We start from the raw sequence: 17,844 nt of genomic DNA, 5'->3' as shown, positions 1-17,844 counted from the left end.
TCTGACCGACGGTAAGGGCTCTGGTTCGGCAGTTTTTACCGAGAGTGTGAGATCGACCGGCAATACTCTGGCGAATGCCTCAATGAATGCAGGGGCCGTGCCGAATTGTCGGACGATGCGGGTACATGAAGAAAAAATCTGGCGAAAGGTTGTTCAAAAATCCACCAGTCCCGGTATGATCGCGCGCCCTGACGCACACGCCTGGTAAACACCGATGATGAAGCCCAACCTGATCGCCGCCGCCGAGATCGACCGTCTCGATACCTGGGCCAAATATTCGGCCCCGATGTGCGGCTCGTGCGTTTCCAGCTGCTGCACGCTGCCGGTCGAGGTCAAGATCAAGGACCTGGTACGCATCGGCGTGGTCGACGAGTTCGAACTGGGCGACCCGCCGAAGAACATCGCCAAGCGTCTGCAAAAGGAAGGGCTGGTCGAGCGCTTCAACCAGAAGTCCGGGATCTTCACCCTGCAGCGCATGAGCAACAACGATTGCTACTACCTGGATCGCAAGAGCCGCCTGTGCACCATTTATGACAAGCGGCCGGACACCTGCCGCAACCACCCGAAAATCGGCCCGCGCCCTGGCTATTGCGCGTACAAGCCGAAGGAAGTGGAACGGGTGCAGAATTCGCGGTCGATCGAGAAGTTCTGATCGGCCCTGAGATGTTCGGCGGCTGATCGGCCGCCTTCGCTGGCAAGCCAGCTCCCACAAAGGTTACTGGTGATCAAGTAACTTGTGTTCCCTTCCAAAACCCTGTGGGAGCTGGCTTGCCAGCGATGGGGCCCGCACAAACACCGCATAAATCCCGGACAAACAAAAACGCCCCCGGTCTCTCGACCGGGGGCGTTTTTTTTCAGCCTTGGCTAAATCTTACGCCTTGGCTTTCTTGGCAGCGCGGGTACGCTCGCTTTCGTCCAGGATCTTCTTGCGAAGACGGATGGACTTAGGAGTAACTTCGCACAGCTCGTCTTCCTGGATGTATTCCAGAGCCTGTTCCAGGGTGAAGCGAACAGGTGGGACCAGAGCGATGGTTTCGTCTTTACCCGAAGCACGCATGTTGTCGAGCTTCTTGCCTTTGGTCGGGTTCACACCCAGGTCGTTGTCGCGGGAGTTCTGACCAACGATCTGACCGTTGTAGATCTCCTGGCCGTGTTCTACGAACAGCTTGCCACGAGCCTGCAGGGTTTCCAGGGAGTAGGTCAGTGCCTTGCCGGTTTCAACCGAAACCAGAACGCCGTTCTGACGGCCGGACATGTGGCCCGACTTCACTGGAGCGTAACGGTCGAAGATCGAGGTCAGGATGCCAGCACCGTTGGTCAGGGTCAGGAACTGGTTACGGAAACCGATCAGACCGCGAGCAGGGATGTTGTATTCCAGACGAACACGGCCCTTGCCATCCGGCACCATGTTGCTCAGGTCGCCTTTACGCAGACCCATTTCTTCCATGACCTTGCCCTGGGATTCTTCAGGGATGTCGATGGTTACGTTTTCGAACGGTTCCTGCTTCACGCCGTCAACTTCACGGATGATCACTTCAGGACGGCCCAGGGCCAGCTCGAAGCCTTCGCGACGCATGGTTTCGATCAGTACCGAGAGGTGCAGCTCACCACGGCCGGATACCTTGAACTTGTCAGCCGAGTCGCCTTCTTCAACGCGCAGTGCAACGTTGTACAGCAGCTCTTTGTCCAGACGATCCTTGATGTTACGGGAGGTCACGAACTTGCCTTCTTTACCGCAGAATGGCGAGTCGTTTACCTGGAAGGTCATGGAAACGGTTGGCTCGTCAACGGTCAGAGGCTTCATCGCCTCGACGTTGTTGATGTCGCACAGGGTGTCGGAGATGAACAGCTCGTCGAAACCGCTGATGCAGACGATGTCGCCGGCCGCTGCTTCTTCAACGTCAACGCGGTGCAGACCGTGGTGACCCATCAGCTTCAGGATACGACCGTTGCGGCGCTTGCCGTCGGCGCTGATAGCGACAACCGGAGTGTTCGGCTTGACGCGACCACGAGCGATACGGCCAACACCGATAACACCCAGGAAGCTGTTGTAGTCCAGAGCGGAGATCTGCATCTGGAACGGGCCGTCACGGTCAACAGCCGGAGGCGGAACGTGGTCGACTACCGCCTGGTACAGCGCGGTCATGTCTTCGCCCATGGCGGTGTGGTCCAGACCGGCGATGCCGTTCAGGGCCGAAGCGTAAACAACCTGGAAGTCCAGTTGTTCTTCGGTGGCGCCCAGGTTGTCGAACAGATCGAAGATCTGGTCCAGAACCCAGTCAGGACGCGCGCCCGGACGGTCAACCTTGTTGATGACCACGATTGGACGCAGGCCGGCTTCGAAAGCCTTCTTGGTCACGAAACGGGTTTGCGGCATAGGGCCGTCTTGAGCGTCGACCAGCAGCAGCACGGAGTCAACCATGGACATAACGCGCTCAACTTCGCCGCCGAAGTCGGCGTGGCCCGGGGTGTCCACGATGTTGATGTGGTAGCCGTTCCAGTTGATGGCGGTGTTTTTCGCCAGAATGGTAATGCCGCGCTCTTTTTCCTGGTCGTTGGAGTCCATCACGCGCTCGTCATTGAGCTCGTTGCGCTCCAGGGTGCCGGATTGACGCAGGAGTTTGTCTACCAGGGTGGTCTTACCATGGTCAACGTGGGCAATGATGGCGATGTTGCGTAGATTTTCGATCACTTGTGTATCTCGATCAGAGGATTCGGTTTGCTGACAAGTCTTGGCAGCGATTGACAGTAGTGTCCGGCATGGCCGTTACAGCTTGACGGCGGTGTCGGGGGGCCGGTGACGCAGGCCACAGGCAAACAGCCCCGGGCACTTAGCTCGGTCGATAAACGCGCACATTGGCATGCCCCTCACTGAGCAAATGGTGGGCATGCAGGCGACTCATCACGCCTTTGTCGCAATACAGCAGGTACTGGCGAGTAGGGTCCAGTTCCTTGAAACGAGCGTTCACTGCGTAGAACGGCATCGTCTGTACCTCTATGCCGGCGAGTTCCAGCGGGTCATCCTCGGCGGCATCCGGGTGACGGATGTCGATGACGATCTGACCGGCCAGCGCTTCGCTGACTTCTTCGATCTGCAAATCCTGGCCCAATTCGTCGATCACCCGATCGATCGGCACCAGTCTGGCGTTTGCGAGCGCACGCTCGAGCACCGCCATGTCGAATTCCTGCTCTTCGTGCTCGACCCGGCCACGCTTGGCGGCGGTCTTCGGGTTGACCGAGATGACGCCGCAGTATTCCGGCATGTGCCGGGCGAAGTCACCGGTACCGATCTGGTCGGCCGTGTCGATGATGTCCTGCTTGTGGGCGACGATCAGCGGTCGCAGCACCAGTTTGTCGGTGACGCAATCGATGACCGACAGGTTCGGCAACGTCTGGCTCGATACCTGGGAAATCGCTTCGCCGGTGACCAGCGCATCGATGTGCAGGCGTTCGGCAATGCTCGACGCTGCGCGCAACATCATACGCTTCAACACGACGCCCATATGACTGTCGTCGACCTTGCCGAGAATTTCGCCCAGCACTTCTTCGAACGGAACACTGACAAATAGCACGCGTTGCGAGCTGCCGTACTTCTTCCAGATGAAATGCGCGACTTCCATCACGCCCAATTCGTGGGCACGACCGCCCAGATTGAAGAAGCAGAAGTGCGTCATCAGGCCGCGACGCAGGATCTGGTACGCGGCCACCGTCGAGTCAAACCCGCCGGACATCAGCACCAGCGTCTGCTCCAGCGCACCGAGCGGATAGCCGCCGATGCCATTGTGCTGGCTGTGGATTACGAACAACCGTTTGTCGCGAACTTCGATGCGGACTTCGATTTCAGGCGCTTTCAGGTCGATTCCGGCGGCACCGCACTCACGGCGCAGCTTGCTGCCGACGTATTTTTCGACGTCCATCGAGCTGAACGCATGCTTGCCCGCACGCTTGCAGCGCACCGAAAAGATCTTCCCGGCCAGCGCATCGCCGTAGTGCTGCTTGCACTTCTCGGTGATGTCGTCGAAGTCGCCCAGCGGGTACTCGTCGATCTGCAGAAAGTGCGCGATGCCCGGCATGCAGGTCAGGCGTTCGCCCATCTCTTTCAGGGCCTTGGGGTCGGTGACGCGGGTTTCCAGCTCGAGGTTGTCCCACACACCGTTCACCACCACGGCCGGGTCCAGGTCGCGGAGCACGGTGCGGATGTTCTTGGCCAGCTGGCGGATGAATTTCGTCCGGACAGGTCGGCTTTTGATGGTGATCTCGGGGAAGACTTTTACGATTAGTTTCATGAAAACAGCGCGCGCAGGGCCAGCCGAAAAAGGGGGGCGCGGATTATAGCGGAAATTGCTCAAGGTTTAACCAGTTAATGTGCAGAAGGTTTTGCGCGCACCAAAACGGGTCAATTTTCAGTTTGAGCGCTACATTAAAGGGCGAGATTTCTAGCTTTAAGGCGCATTCGACCTTCAGAAGCGTGAATTTGGGGCAAAAAACCCATGCTGGGGCACTGGCATGCAATTTGCTCCCTTGTGAGGCAGGTTGCCTTGGCAGAGTATTCGCGCCGGCATCACCACTATTAAGGGCATCCACTACCCGCCCTAATTCACCCGGAGGACACTATGTCGAAGTCGGTTCAACTCATCAAAGATCATGACGTCAAGTGGATTGATCTGCGCTTCACGGACACCAAAGGCACTCAGCACCACGTGACCATGCCGGCTCGCGATGCGCTGGAAGACGACTTCTTCGAAGTTGGCAAGATGTTCGACGGTTCCTCCATCGCTGGCTGGAAAGGCATCGAAGCCTCCGACATGATCCTGCTGCCGGACGACGAAACCGCCGTTCTGGACCCGTTCACCGAAGAGCCGACCCTGATCCTGGTCTGCGACATCATCGAACCTTCGACCATGCAAGGATACGATCGCGACCCGCGCGCCATCGCCCGCCGCGCCGAGGAATACCTGAAGACTACCGGTATCGGTGACACCGTATTCGCAGGTCCCGAGCCTGAGTTCTTCATCTTCGACGAAGTGAAGTTCAAGTCCGACATTTCCGGTTCGATGTTCAAGATCTACTCCGAGCAAGGCTCGTGGATGTCCGACCAGGACGTGGAAGGCGGCAACAAAGGCCACCGTCCAGGCGTGAAAGGTGGCTACTTCCCGGTTCCGCCGTTCGACCACGACCACGAAATCCGTACCTCCATGTGCAACGCACTGGAAGAAATGGGCCTGACCGTTGAAGTTCACCACCACGAAGTGGCAACTGCCGGCCAGAACGAAATCGGCGTCAAGTTCAACACCCTGGTGAAGAAAGCCGACGAAACCCAGACCCTGAAATACGTTGTGCACAACGTTGCCGACGCTTACGGCCGTACCGCGACCTTCATGCCGAAGCCTCTGTACGGCGACAACGGGTCGGGCATGCACGTTCACATGTCCATCTCCAAAGATGGCAAGAACACCTTCGCGGGTGAAGGTTATGCCGGCCTGTCCGACACCGCCCTGTACTTCATCGGCGGCATCATCAAGCACGGTAAGGCCCTGAACGGCTTCACCAACCCGGCCACCAACTCCTACAAGCGTCTGGTGCCAGGCTTCGAAGCGCCGGTCATGCTGGCCTACTCGGCTCGCAACCGTTCCGCCTCGATCCGTATTCCTTACGTCAACAGCCCGAAAGGCCGTCGTATCGAAGCCCGCTTCCCGGATCCGGCTGCCAACCCGTACCTGGCCTTCGCAGCGCTGCTGATGGCCGGTCTGGACGGTATCCAGAACAAGATCCACCCAGGCGATGCTGCCGACAAGAACCTGTACGACCTGCCGCCTGAAGAGGCGAAAGAAATCCCGCAAGTTTGCGGCAGCCTGAAAGAAGCCCTGGAAGAGCTGGACAAGGGCCGTGCGTTCCTGACCAAGGGCGGCGTGTTCTCCGACGACTTCATCGACGCTTACATCGCGCTGAAATCCGAAGAAGAAATCAAGGTCCGCACCTTCGTACACCCACTGGAATATGAGCTGTACTACAGCTGCTAAGCCCCACCGGGCGGTGCTCCTGCATCGCCCGCACCGGCTGAATACAAACGCCCCGGCTTGCCGGGGCGTTTGTATTTTCTGGTTACGTAAAGCGGCGTAACGCCTGTAACAGCCTCGCCGTGCAGCACTCGATAGGCCTGACTATCTATCGAGAGGAAACACCCCATGCCCCCACACGCCGTCCTGCACTTTCTGCGCAAGGATTTCGACATCGCATTCATGCGCTTGACGCTGGTGCTGATATTCGTCCTTTTCGGCTATAGCAAGTGGTTCCCCTACGAGGCCCAGGCGCTGCTGCCACTGCTCAGCAACAGCCCTCTGTTTGCCTGGATGTACCCCACCTTCGGCATTCAGGGTGCCAGTTACGCACTGGGCGTGGCGGAATGGGCCATCGGACTCGGGTTGATACTGGGGACTTGGATGCCACGGGTCAGCGTGATTGCCGCTGCGGCGTCCTGTGTCACCTATATGACGACCCTTACCCTGATCTTCACCACGCCCGACAACTGGGAAGCCTCGGCGGGTGGCTTTCCGGCCATGGGCGGCGCCACATCGTTTCTGTTCAAGGACGCGGTACTGCTGGCCGGCTCTGCGCTGTTGCTCAAAAGCGACCTGCTGAAGGTACTGGCACTACGTATCAGTCACCGTCCCCCCCAATGATCCACCGCGCTCGCACACATGCCCGCTCCCACAGGGGCTTGTGGGGCTTGAATACATCTCTGGATGTGAAGTGAGCTGGGTCAACCGCCGCGACTGTCCTATGCTGCACCTCATCGCTTTCTTTATCGGTCGATTTCATGGCTCGCGCCTTTTTCTACATCCTGCTGCTGATCGCCCTGCCCGCCAACGCGCAGATCTACAAGTACACCGACGCCAGCGGCAACACGGTGTACAGCGATCACGCCCCGGACGGCGTGCGGGCGCAGCCGGTGGAGTTGCCGCCGCTCAACAGCGTCCAGCCTCAGGCACCGAGCGCCCCTCCTTCAGACACCCCCAGCCCTGCGCCAGCGCGCAATGCCTACGAAGTGCTGGAGCTGACCGGCCTGCCCACCGAGGAGGCCCTGCGCGCCAACAACGGCACCTTCACGGTCAGCGTGCTGATCAAGCCGCGCCTGCAACCGCCGCATCAACTGCGCCTGCTGCTGGACGACGCGCCTTATGGCCAGCCGAGCAATGTGCCGATCCTGCAGCTGGTGAACGTCGACCGGGGTGAGCATCGGCTGGCGGTGCAGGTGATCAATGGCGAGACGATCATTCAGCAGAGTCCTGCGGTGGTGTTCACCGTACAGCGGGTGCACAAGCCATGACGCGAGGATTGATTGCCTTGTGCCTGTCGCTGATCGCGTTTGGCGCATCGGCCGAGGTGTTCACTTACATCGACGCCCAAGGCAATCGCGTCTACACCGATCAACCGCGCGGCAACGCCAAGCGTGTGCCGCTGGCCACCAGCAATCGCATGGCCTCGAATCCGACCGCCACTGCACCGGTCAAGCCGTCGAAGCAATCAGCAGAGCCGCCGCTGTTCCACTACGACATGCTGCGGGTGCTAATCCCCGAGCCGGACGCGACCATTCGCAGCAGCGCCGGGGAGCTGATCGTCAGCGTCACCAGCGAGCCGGGCCTGCAAAGAGGTCATCGGTATCGCCTGCTGCTGGATGGCCAGGCCGTCGGCGAACCCGGCCTGAGCCCGGTGTTCCCGCTGAGCAACATCGATCGTGGCAGCCACAACCTGTCGGTCGAGATCCTTGATGCCGAGGGCCGCACCGTGGAGAAAACCGCGAACCAGCCGTTCCACATGCAGCGCATTTCCCTGGCACAGAAGCGTCAGGTCAAACCGTGCGTCAGCGCCGACTATGGCGTGCGCCCGGAATGCCCGCTGAAAGACAAACCCGCCGAACCGAAAAATCCTTTCCTGCGTTTCTTCTGACGCCGTTCAGCTTTGCGCACTATATTGGTGCAATACGCTGCACCGTACTCACATTCCAACCCATTTTGGTTCGAAAGTACCCGCCAGAGCGGTTTGACTGCCACGCAAACGAGCGTCAAACGCCCGTTTCAGGGGTTGAACGCTTCTTTTCGGAGCCTTGGTTTGGTTTTTGCATTTTCCTCGCATCAGCGCTGTATCCCTGCGCGCGCCATGCTCCAAAAGAGGTCCTCATGACCATCAGTGACGCACTGCATCGCTTGCTACTCGACAACCTGACCACCGCCACCATCCTGCTCGACAGCGAATTGCGCCTCGAGTACATGAACCCGGCGGCGGAGATGCTGCTGGCCATCAGCGGTCAGCGCAGCCATGGGCAGTTCATCAGCGAGCTGTTCACCGAGTCCACCGAGGCGCTCAACTCGTTGCGCCAGGCGGTGGAGCAGGCGCACCCGTTCACCAAGCGCGAAGCGATGCTCACCGCCCTCACCGGCCAGACCCTGACCGTGGATTACGCGGTGACGCCGATTCTCAGCAACGGCGCGACCCTGCTCCTGCTGGAAGTCCATCCCCGTGACCGCCTGCTGCGGATCACCAAGGAAGAGGCGCAACTGTCGAAACAGGAAACCAGCAAGATGCTGGTGCGCGGTCTGGCCCACGAGATCAAGAATCCGCTGGGCGGCATCCGTGGTGCCGCGCAGTTGCTGGCCCGGGAACTGCCGGAAGACAGCCTGCGCGACTACACCAACGTGATCATCGAAGAGGCCGACCGCCTGCGCAATCTGGTCGACCGCATGCTCGGCTCGAACAAACTGCCGTCGCTGGCCCTGTGCAACGTCCACGAAGTGCTGGAGCGCGTCTGCCAACTGGTCGAGGCCGAAAGCCAGGGCTGCATCACGCTGGTGCGCGATTACGACCCGAGCATTCCCGACGTCCTGATCGATCGTGAACAAATGATTCAGGCGGTGCTGAACATCGTGCGCAACGCGATGCAGGCCATCAGCAGCCAGAACGAGCTGCGCCTGGGCCGCATCAGCCTGCGCACCCGCGCCATGCGCCAGTTCACCATCGGCCACGTCCGCCATCGCCTGGTGACCAAGATCGAGATTATCGACAACGGTCCGGGCATTCCGGCGGAGCTCCAGGAAACCATCTTCTTTCCCATGGTCAGCGGCCGTCCGGACGGTACCGGGCTGGGCCTGGCCATCACCCAGAACATCATCAGCCAGCACCAGGGCCTGATCGAGTGTGACAGCCATCCAGGCCACACCACGTTCTCGATCTTTCTGCCACTGGAACAAGGAGCCACATCGACATGAGCCGTAGTGAAACCGTGTGGATCGTCGATGACGACCGTTCTATCCGTTGGGTTCTGGAAAAAGCCCTGCAACAGGAAGGCATGACCACCCAGAGCTTCGACAGTGCCGATGGCGTGATGAGCCGCCTCGCACGCCAGCAGCCGGACGTGATCATCTCTGACATCCGCATGCCAGGTGCGAGCGGCCTGGACCTGCTGGCGCGGATCCGCGAGCAGCACCCGCGGCTGCCGGTGATCATCATGACCGCCCACTCCGATCTGGACAGCGCTGTCGCCTCCTATCAGGGCGGCGCGTTCGAGTACCTGCCCAAGCCGTTCGACGTCGACGAAGCGGTGTCGCTGGTCAAGCGCGCCAACCAGCACGCCCAGGAACAGCAAGGCCTGGAAGTCGCCCCGACCCTGACCCGCACCCCGGAAATCATCGGCGAAGCGCCGGCAATGCAGGAAGTGTTTCGTGCCATCGGGCGCTTGAGCCACTCCAACATCACCGTGCTGATCAACGGCGAATCCGGGACCGGTAAAGAACTGGTGGCCCACGCCCTGCACCGCCACAGCCCGCGCGCGGCCTCGCCGTTCATCGCGCTGAACATGGCGGCGATCCCGAAAGACCTGATGGAATCCGAGCTGTTCGGCCACGAGAAAGGCGCGTTCACCGGCGCGGCCAACCTGCGTCGCGGCCGTTTCGAGCAGGCCGACGGCGGTACGCTGTTCCTCGATGAAATCGGCGACATGCCGGCGGACACCCAGACCCGTCTGCTGCGGGTGCTGGCCGATGGCGAGTTCTATCGCGTTGGCGGGCACGTGCCGGTCAAGGTTGATGTACGAATCATCGCCGCGACTCACCAGAATCTGGAAACCCTGGTTCACGCCGGGAAATTCCGTGAGGACTTGTTCCACCGCCTCAACGTGATCCGCATCCACATCCCGCGCCTGTCGGACCGTCGCGAAGACATCCCGACCCTGGCCAAGCACTTCCTCAGCCGCGCCGCGCAAGAGCTGGCGGTTGAGCCGAAGCTGCTGAAAAGCGAGACCGAGGAATACCTGAAAAACCTGCCGTGGCCAGGCAACGTGCGGCAGCTGGAAAACACCTGCCGCTGGATTACCGTGATGGCGTCCGGGCGCGAGGTGCACATCAGCGACCTGCCGCCGGAACTGCTGAGCCTGCCGCAGGACTCGGCGCCAGTGACCAACTGGGAACAGGCGCTGCGTCAGTGGGCCGATCAGGCCCTGGCGCGCGGCCAGTCGAGCCTGCTCGACAGCGCGGTGCCGGCGTTCGAGCGAATCATGATCGAGACCGCGTTGAAGCACACCGCCGGACGTCGTCGCGATGCGGCCGTGCTGCTGGGCTGGGGCCGCAACACCTTGACCCGCAAGATCAAGGAACTCGGCATGAAGGTCGATGGCGGGGATGACGATGAGGGCGATGAAGGCTGAGACTCAGCGCCAGCCTGCACCGCCGCAAGGCACCGTGACCCTTAATCGGGCACGGCAACTGGCTCAGGCTTGCACTGTAAACCGCTAAAAATCCCATCCTGAAAAAAGACGAAGGCCCCGTATTACGGGGCCTTCGTCATTGTGCCGGGCTTTTTTGTTTCAAAACGAGAAAAACTGGCACGCCCCCTGCAATAACTCCTTCAGGTGATTCGATTCACCCACCCTTTCGGGGGCCTTGGTACAGGCAGGCCGGGGATTCCCCTCTTTACACCGGACTCAGCGAGTCCACCCTTTTGGGGCCCTTGATACAGGCAGGTCAGGGGTTCCTTCTTTACACCGGCTCAGAACGCGATGCGATGAGCCCGCCCGTTTCGGGAACCTTGGTACAGGCAGGCCGGGGATTCCCTCTTTTATTGCTCCCGGAGATGGATCTCCAGCCGCCAGCGGTCATCGACCGCCTGGCCGGCCCAGTCGCCCTGCAGCGGCCGCGCCGCCACCAGCGTCAGCAACAATCCCCCGTCACTCAACCGCGTCCGCCAGTTCACGTCCTTGCCGTTGAGCTTGAGCTGGCCTTTCTGCGCCTTGCCTTCAGCCCCGAACAACAGCGCAACGCTGCCATCGACGATCTCGCCGTGCAGCTTCGGCTCGTTGTTGAACCAGACCGCCAGACCGCCATCGATCACATCGACCTGCTGCAAGACGGTTGGGTCAGGCGTGGTCAAACGGCCGATCATCATCCCGACCATCACACCGACGATCGCCAGCGATGCCATCACCCGCGGGAATAGTTTCGAACGCGGATCCGCTTGCGGCGTAGAATGCGCGTCATCTTTACCTTCGGAGCCGTGCATGTTTCACGTCATCCTTTTTCAACCGGAAATTCCGCCGAACACCGGCAACGTTATCAGGCTGTGCGCCAACAGCGGCTGCCACCTGCATTTGATCGAACCGCTGGGTTTCGAGATGGACGACAAGCGCCTGCGCCGCGCCGGTCTCGACTACCACGAGTATGCCACTTTGCAGCGCCACGCCGACCTCGCCAGTTGCCTGGAAAGCCTCGGTCATCCACGGCTGTTCGCCTTCACCACCAAGGGTTCGAGGCCGTTTCACGACGCCGCGTTCGTCCCCGGCGATGCGTTCATCTTCGGCCCGGAGAGCCGTGGCCTGCCGCCGGAAGTGCTCGATGCCCTGCCCGGCGAACAGCGCCTGCGCATGCCGATGCGCGAAGGCTGCCGCAGCCTGAACCTGTCCAACACCGTGGCGGTGGCCGTGTACGAAGCGTGGCGGCAGAACGACTTCAAGTAACGCCATTCGATCGCCCAAGAAAAAAGCGCCGGTAACGGCGCTTTTTTCGTTGTTGCATCGACCGCTTACTGAACGGTCGGAGTCTCGCCGGATTCCTGCATGCGCTGCAGCTCTTGCGCGTACAAGGCGTCGAAGTTCACCGGGGCCAGCATCAGGGCCGGGAACGAACCGCGGGTCACCAGGCTGTCCAGGGTTTCGCGAGCGTAAGGGAACAGGATGTTCGGGCAGAACGCACCCAGGGTGTGGCTCATCGAAGCCGCGTCCAGGTTCTTGATCAGGAAGATACCAGCCTGTTGCACTTCAGCGATGAAGGCCACTTCTTCACCGTTTTTCACAGTGACGGACAGGGTCAGCACGACTTCGTAGAAATCGCCTTCCAGCGCCTTCTGACGGGTGTTCAGATCCAGACCGACGGTCGGGTCCCACTGCTGGCGGAAGATCGCCGGGCTTTTCGGGGCTTCGAAGGACAGGTCGCGTACGTAGATGCGCTGCAAGGAGAATTGCGGTGCGGTTTCTTCTTCGCTGGCTGCAGTGTTCTGTTGGTCAGTCATCTCAGATCCTTTCTGATCTTGGGTCTTTTAGGGTTCTTTACGTGTGCAGCAGGTCAGGCCTTGAGCAGCGCGTCGAGCTTGCCGGCACGCTCCAGGGCATACAAATCATCACATCCGCCGACGTGGGTGTCGCCGATCCAGATCTGCGGCACGGACGTGCGTCCGGCCTTCTGGGCCATGGCGGCGCGCACCTGCGGCTTGCCATCGACCTTGATCTCTTCGAAGGCCACGCCTTTGTTCGCGAGCAGGTACTTGGCGCGCGAGCAGTAAGGGCAGTAATCGCTGGAGTAGACGATGACGTCGCTCATGTCACTTCACCAACGGCAGGTTGTCGCCTTTCCAGCTGGAAATCCCGCCGGACAGCTTGGCGGCGGTGAAGCCGGCCTTCATCAGCTCGCGGGCGTGGGTGCCGGCGGTCTGGCCCAGGGCGTCGACCAGAATGATGGTCTTGGCCTTGTGTTTTTCCAGCTCGCCGATGCGGGCGGCCAGTTTGTCCTGGGGAATGTTCACCGCACCAACGATGTGACCGGCGGCGTAGTCCTTGCTCGGACGGATGTCCACCACCACGCCGGCTTCCTTGTTGACCAGTGCGGTCAGCTCGCCCGTGCTCAGGCTTTTACCGCCGCCCTGCACCGTATGCGCCAGCAGCAAAGCCAGCAGTACGACGAAGATACCGACAAGAATGTAGTGGTTAGTGGCAAATTCAATCAGGTGAGCAACCATCGAAGGAGGTTCCAGGGCGTTAAAATGTCGGCCAGTATACACAGCCACTATGGTCGGCCAAACCCCGTCCGGCGGTGACGCCGCCGGAACTTCGCTTTAAACTCCAACTCCCTTTTCCATCGCCCTCTTCTTATTAGCCACGAGTGGATTCCATGACTACCACGCCTAAACCTTTGGTCCTGATGATTCTCGACGGCTTCGGTCACAGCGACAGCCCCGAGTCCAACGCCGTCTATGCGGCCAAGAAGCCTGTGCTGGATCGCCTGTGGGCCACCGTGCCGAACGGCTTGATCTCGGGCAGCGGCATGGACGTCGGTCTGCCGGACGGCCAGATGGGCAACTCCGAAGTCGGCCATATGAACCTCGGCGCCGGGCGCGTGGTGTATCAGGACTTCACCCGTGTGACCAAAGCGATCCGCGACGGCGAGTTCTTCGAGAACCCGACCATCTGCGCCGCCGTGGACAAGGCAGTGGCCGCCGGCAAGGCTGTGCATTTCATGGGGCTGCTGTCGGACGGCGGCGTTCACAGCCACCAGGATCACCTGATCGCCATGGCCGAACTGGCCTTCAAGCGCGGCGCCGAAAAAATCTACCTGCACGCCTTCCTCGACGGCCGTGACACCCCGCCGAAGAGCGCTGCCTCGTCGATCGAACTGCTCGACGCGACCTTCCAGGCCCTCGGCAAAGGTCGTATCGCCAGCCTGATTGGTCGCTACTACGCCATGGATCGCGACAACCGTTGGGATCGCGTGGCCCAGGCCTACAACCTGATCGTTGATGGCAAGGGCGAATTCAACGCCGCCACCGCCCAGGAAGGTCTGGAAGCCGCCTACGCCCGTGGCGAGAGCGACGAATTCGTCAAAGCCACCAGCATCGGCGAGCCGGTAAAAGTCGAAGACGGCGACGCCGTGGTGTTCATGAACTTCCGCGCCGACCGCGCCCGCGAGCTGAGCCGCGTATTTGTAGAAGATGGTTTCAAGGAGTTCGAGCGCGCACGCCAGCCAAAAGTGCAGTACGTGGGCCTGACCCAGTACGCCGCCAGCATCCCGGCCCCCGCCGCCTTCGCGCCGGGCAGCCTGGAAAACGTGCTCGGCGACTACCTGGCGAAAAACGGCAAGACCCAGCTGCGCATCGCCGAAACCGAGAAATACGCCCACGTGACCTTCTTCTTCTCCGGTGGCCGCGAAGAGCCGTTCCCGGGCGAAGAGCGCATCCTGATCCCGTCGCCGAAAGTCGCCACCTATGACTTGCAGCCGGAGATGAGCGCGCCGGAAGTCACCGACCGCATCGTCGAGGCCATCGAGAACCAGCGTTACGACGTGATCGTGGTCAACTACGCCAATGGCGACATGGTCGGCCATAGCGGCGTGTTCGAAGCCGCGGTCAAAGCCGTGGAATGCCTGGACACCTGCGTCGGCCGCATCATCGACGCTCTGGAAAAAGTCGGCGGCGAAGCGCTGATCACCGCCGACCACGGCAACGTCGAGCAGATGGCTGACGAAGCCACCGGCCAGGCGCACACCGCACACACCACCGAGCCGGTGCCGTTCATCTATGTCGGCAAGCGCGACCTGAAAGTCCGCGAAGGCGGCGTGCTGGCGGACGTGGCGCCGACCATGCTGAAACTGCTGGGTCTGGAAAAACCGGCGGAAATGACTGGCACTTCGATTCTGGTGTGATCGCCCGTCAAAAACACCGCAAAACCCTGTGGGAGCTGGCTTGCCAGCGATAGCAATCTGACAGCCAACAACCCTGTTGAATGTTCAGACGCCATCGCGGGCAAGCCAGCTCCCACAGTGGTTTATGGAGATTTTGAAATGGAATTCGGCCTGTCGCTTGCCCCAGTTATCACACAGTCCCAATTGGGCGTTTTTTTTGCTGCGTCGGGCGGGCATACTAGGCCGTCCCTTACCCTGGTGCCGCCCGCCTCTATGCTTCGCGTCCTGATCGCCCTCGCTCTGACATGCCTGCTCCAACCGGCCTTCGCGGATGAGCGCGCGCAAACCCAACAGCAACTGGACGCCACGCGCCAGGACATTGCCGAGCTGAAAAAACTGCTGGGCAAGCTCCAGGAAGAAAAATCCGGGGTGCAAAAGGAGCTCAAGGGCACCGAAACCGAGATGGGCAAGCTCGAGAAGCAGGTCGAAGCCTTGCAGAAAGAGCTGAAGAAGAGCGAATCCGAGCTTCAGCGGCTCGATGCGGAGAAAAAAAAACTCCAGAGCGCGCGCACTGAACAGCAGCGACTGATCGCCATCCAGGCCCGCGCCGCCTACCAGAACGGTCGCCAGGAATACCTCAAACTGCTGCTCAACCAGCAGAATCCCGAAAAATTCGCCCGCACCCTCACCTATTACGACTACCTGAGCCAGGCCCGCCTGGAGCAGCTGAAGAGCTTCAACGAAACCCTGCGCCAGTTGGCCAATGTCGAAAAGGACATCGGCTTGCAGCAGGCTCAGTTGCTGGCGCAGCAAAGTGATCTCGACACTCAGCGCGAAGCGCTCGACAAGGTCCGCAAGGAGCGCCAGCAGGCCCTCGCCAAGTTGAACGAAGACGTGAAAGCCCGGGACCAGAAACTGGCCGCCCGCGAGCAGGATCAGGCAGACCTGTCTAAAGTCCTTAAAACCATTGAAGAAACCCTGGCCCGCCAGGCCCGTGAGGCAGAAGAAGCGCGACAGAAAGCGCTCATCGCCCAGCAGGAAGCCGAAAAAAAGCGTTTGCGTGAGGCCGAGGCGGAAAACACCGACGCCCCACGCAAACCGGTCAGATCGACGCCTGGCGCCCTGGTGTCCAGCGGCGGCGAGACCTTCGGTGGCCCTTTTGCGTCAAGTCGGGGAAAACTTCCATGGCCGGTTGATGGTCGACTGCTGGCACGCTTTGGCGAAACCCGTGGCGACGATGCGCGCACCAAGTGGGATGGCGTGATGATCAGCGCCTCCGCCGGCAGCCAGGTGCATGCCGTTCACGGTGGGCGCGTGGTGTTTGCCGACTGGCTGCGCGGTGCCGGGCTGCTGGTGATCCTCGATCACGGCAACGGTTTTCTGAGTCTTTACGGTCACAACCAGACGCTACTGAAGTCCGCAGGTGACGTGGTAAAAGCCGGTGAGTCCATCTCCACTGTGGGTAACAGTGGCGGCCAGGACACACCAGCGCTGTATTTCGCAATTCGTCAGCAGGGTCACCCGAGTGATCCGGCGCAATGGTGCCGTGCGCAAGGATAAGCACGCCATCTAATTCAGGAGTTCGTTCGACATGCTGCATTTGTCCCGCCTTACCTCGCTGGCCCTGACGATCGCCCTGGTGATCGGCGCGCCTCTGGCGTTTGCCGCTCAACCGGCTCCGGCCGTCGCTCCGGCAGGTACTGCCGCGACTTCCAAGGCGCCGTTGCCGCTGGAAGAGCTGCGCACCTTTGCCGAGGTCATGGACCGGATCAAGGCCGCCTATGTCGAGCCCGTGGACGACAAGACCCTGCTGGAAAACGCGATCAAGGGCATGCTCAGCAACCTTGATCCGCACTCCGCCTACCTGGGCCCTGAAGACTTTGCCGAGTTGCAGGAAAGCACCAGCGGTGAATTCGGTGGCCTGGGCATCGAAGTCGGCGCCGAGGACGGCTTCATCAAGGTCGTGTCGCCGATCGATGACACTCCGGCGTCGAAGGCCGGCATCCAGGCCGGCGACTTCATCGTCAAGATCAACGGCGCACCGACCCGCGGCCAGACCATGACCGAAGCCGTGGACAAGATGCGCGGCAAGATCGGCCAGAAGATCACCCTGACCCTGGTGCGCGACGGCGGCACGCCGTTCGATGTAACCCTGGCTCGCGCCGTGATCCAGGTGAAGAGCGTCAAGGCGCAACTGCTGGAGTCGGGCTACGGCCTGATCCGCATCACTCAGTTCCAGGTCAAGACCGGCGAAGAGGTCTCCAAGGCCCTGGCCAAGCTGCGCAAGGACAATGGCAAGAAGCTCAACGGCATCATCCTCGACCTGCGCAACAACCCGGGCGGCGTGCTGCAGGCGGCGGTGGAGGTGGTCGACCACTTCATCACCAAAGGCCTGATCGTCTACACCAAGGGCCGGATCGCCAACTCCGAACTTCGCTTCTCCGCCACCGGCAAGGACGAAAGCGAAGCCGTGCCGATGGTCGTGCTGATCAACGGTGGCAGTGCCTCGGCCTCGGAAATCGTCGCCGGCGCCCTGCAGGATCAGAAACGCGCCGTGGTCATGGGCACCACCAGTTTCGGCAAGGGCTCGGTACAGACCGTGCTGCCGCTGAACAACGACCGCGCACTGAAGATCACCACTGCACTGTACTTCACGCCGAACGGTCGCTCGATCCAGGCCCAGGGCATTGTTCCGGACATCGAAGTACGCAAGGCCAAGATCACCAACGAAGCGGACGGCGACTACTTCAAGGAAGCGGACCTGCAAGGTCACCTGGGCAACGGCAACGGTGGCGCGGACAAACCGACCGGCTCGGGCGGCAAGGCCAAGGCGATGCCGCAGGATGACGATTACCAGCTGGCCCAGGCACTGAGCCTGCTCAAAGGCTTGAGCATCACGTCCGGCCGTTGA

General features: G+C 60.8%; 17 protein-coding genes. 11 read left to right on the top strand and 6 right to left on the bottom strand.

Annotation, left to right across the window (positions count from 1 at the left end; all coding sequences use genetic code 11):
- Positions 1–214: 214 nt before the first annotated feature.
- Positions 215–652 carry a YkgJ family cysteine cluster protein gene (locus QLG12_RS26785; protein ID WP_007961740.1) on the top strand — a complete coding sequence of 146 codons (438 nt, stop codon included), beginning with the start codon at positions 215–217 and terminating at the stop codon, positions 650–652.
- 219 nt (positions 653–871) lie between these two features.
- Here QLG12_RS26785 and typA read toward each other — a convergent pair whose 3' ends face one another.
- Both typA and thiI read right to left on the bottom strand, forming a co-directional pair.
- A complete protein-coding gene (gene typA, locus QLG12_RS26780) occupies positions 872–2,692 on the bottom strand; it encodes a translational GTPase TypA (RefSeq protein ID WP_007952502.1) in 1,821 nt (606 codons plus the stop codon).
- A 139-nt stretch (positions 2,693–2,831) separates the two neighbouring features.
- Entirely contained in the window at positions 2,832–4,286 is a 1,455-nt protein-coding gene (gene thiI, locus QLG12_RS26775) for a tRNA uracil 4-sulfurtransferase ThiI (protein ID WP_085684040.1), read from the bottom strand.
- Between the two features lie 327 nt (positions 4,287–4,613).
- On the opposite strand from thiI, the gene glnA reads away from it, so the two are divergent.
- From glnA to ntrC, 6 genes are all read left to right on the top strand, one after another.
- Positions 4,614–6,020, top strand: coding sequence for a glutamate--ammonia ligase (gene glnA / locus QLG12_RS26770; RefSeq protein WP_011332032.1), 1,407 nt, complete (start codon positions 4,614–4,616; stop codon positions 6,018–6,020).
- A 165-nt stretch (positions 6,021–6,185) separates the two neighbouring features.
- Positions 6,186–6,680, top strand: a complete 495-nt coding sequence (locus QLG12_RS26765) for a DUF417 family protein (RefSeq protein ID WP_282475517.1) — start codon at positions 6,186–6,188, stop codon at positions 6,678–6,680.
- Positions 6,681–6,817: 137 nt separating this feature from the next.
- Positions 6,818–7,327, top strand: a complete 510-nt coding sequence (locus tag QLG12_RS26760; RefSeq protein WP_282475516.1) for a DUF4124 domain-containing protein — start codon at positions 6,818–6,820, stop codon at positions 7,325–7,327.
- Positions 7,324–7,947: a DUF4124 domain-containing protein gene (locus tag QLG12_RS26755; protein ID WP_197869346.1), complete on the top strand. Its 624-nt coding sequence runs from the start codon at positions 7,324–7,326 to the stop codon at positions 7,945–7,947. The genes QLG12_RS26760 and QLG12_RS26755 overlap by 4 nt, the downstream gene beginning before the upstream one ends.
- 230 nt (positions 7,948–8,177) lie before the next feature.
- A complete protein-coding gene (gene glnL / locus QLG12_RS26750; RefSeq protein ID WP_007952516.1) occupies positions 8,178–9,263 on the top strand; it encodes a nitrogen regulation protein NR(II) in 1,086 nt (361 codons plus the stop codon).
- Positions 9,260–10,696 (top strand): nitrogen regulation protein NR(I), encoded by a 1,437-nt coding sequence (gene ntrC / locus QLG12_RS26745; RefSeq protein WP_007952518.1) that lies wholly within the window; start codon positions 9,260–9,262, stop codon positions 10,694–10,696. Before glnL ends, ntrC begins: the two co-directional genes overlap by 4 nt.
- 410 nt (positions 10,697–11,106) lie before the next feature.
- On the opposite strand, the gene QLG12_RS26740 is transcribed toward ntrC, so the two are convergent.
- Positions 11,107–11,547 carry a hypothetical protein gene (locus tag QLG12_RS26740; RefSeq protein ID WP_197869347.1) on the bottom strand — a complete coding sequence of 147 codons (441 nt, stop codon included), beginning with the start codon at positions 11,545–11,547 and terminating at the stop codon, positions 11,107–11,109.
- Here QLG12_RS26740 and QLG12_RS26735 point away from each other — a divergent pair.
- Positions 11,546–12,001, top strand: coding sequence for a tRNA (cytidine(34)-2'-O)-methyltransferase (locus QLG12_RS26735; protein ID WP_282475515.1), 456 nt, complete (start codon positions 11,546–11,548; stop codon positions 11,999–12,001). The genes QLG12_RS26740 and QLG12_RS26735 overlap by 2 nt on opposite strands.
- Before the next feature lie 65 nt (positions 12,002–12,066).
- On the opposite strand, the gene secB is transcribed toward QLG12_RS26735, so the two are convergent.
- From secB to QLG12_RS26720, 3 genes are read right to left on the bottom strand one after another with little or no spacing between them, the layout of a single operon-like run.
- Positions 12,067–12,552, bottom strand: a complete 486-nt coding sequence (gene secB / locus QLG12_RS26730) for a protein-export chaperone SecB (protein ID WP_197869348.1) — start codon at positions 12,550–12,552, stop codon at positions 12,067–12,069.
- A 53-nt stretch (positions 12,553–12,605) separates the two neighbouring features.
- On the bottom strand, positions 12,606–12,860 hold the full coding sequence (grxC, locus tag QLG12_RS26725; protein WP_007952522.1) for a glutaredoxin 3: 255 nt from the start codon (positions 12,858–12,860) through the stop codon (positions 12,606–12,608).
- Between the two features lies 1 nt (position 12,861).
- Positions 12,862–13,275 (bottom strand): rhodanese-like domain-containing protein, encoded by a 414-nt coding sequence (locus QLG12_RS26720; RefSeq protein ID WP_007952524.1) that lies wholly within the window; start codon positions 13,273–13,275, stop codon positions 12,862–12,864.
- Positions 13,276–13,427: 152 nt separating this feature from the next.
- Here QLG12_RS26720 and gpmI point away from each other — a divergent pair, with 152 nt between their 5' ends.
- From gpmI to QLG12_RS26705, 3 genes are all read left to right on the top strand, one after another.
- Positions 13,428–14,954 (top strand): 2,3-bisphosphoglycerate-independent phosphoglycerate mutase, encoded by a 1,527-nt coding sequence (gene gpmI / locus QLG12_RS26715; RefSeq protein ID WP_236193063.1) that lies wholly within the window; start codon positions 13,428–13,430, stop codon positions 14,952–14,954.
- A gap of 252 nt (positions 14,955–15,206) precedes the next feature.
- Entirely contained in the window at positions 15,207–16,493 is a 1,287-nt protein-coding gene (locus QLG12_RS26710) for a murein hydrolase activator EnvC (RefSeq protein ID WP_085698061.1), read from the top strand.
- 31 nt (positions 16,494–16,524) lie between these two features.
- Entirely contained in the window at positions 16,525–17,844 is a 1,320-nt protein-coding gene (locus tag QLG12_RS26705) for a S41 family peptidase (RefSeq protein WP_085654441.1), read from the top strand.

Origin of the sequence: Pseudomonas sp. V88_4 (assembly GCF_029967985.1) — a bacterium.
In the GTDB taxonomy this organism is placed as follows: domain Bacteria; phylum Pseudomonadota; class Gammaproteobacteria; order Pseudomonadales; family Pseudomonadaceae; genus Aquipseudomonas; species Aquipseudomonas glycinae.
This window is presented reverse-complemented; position numbering and strand designations above follow the sequence as displayed.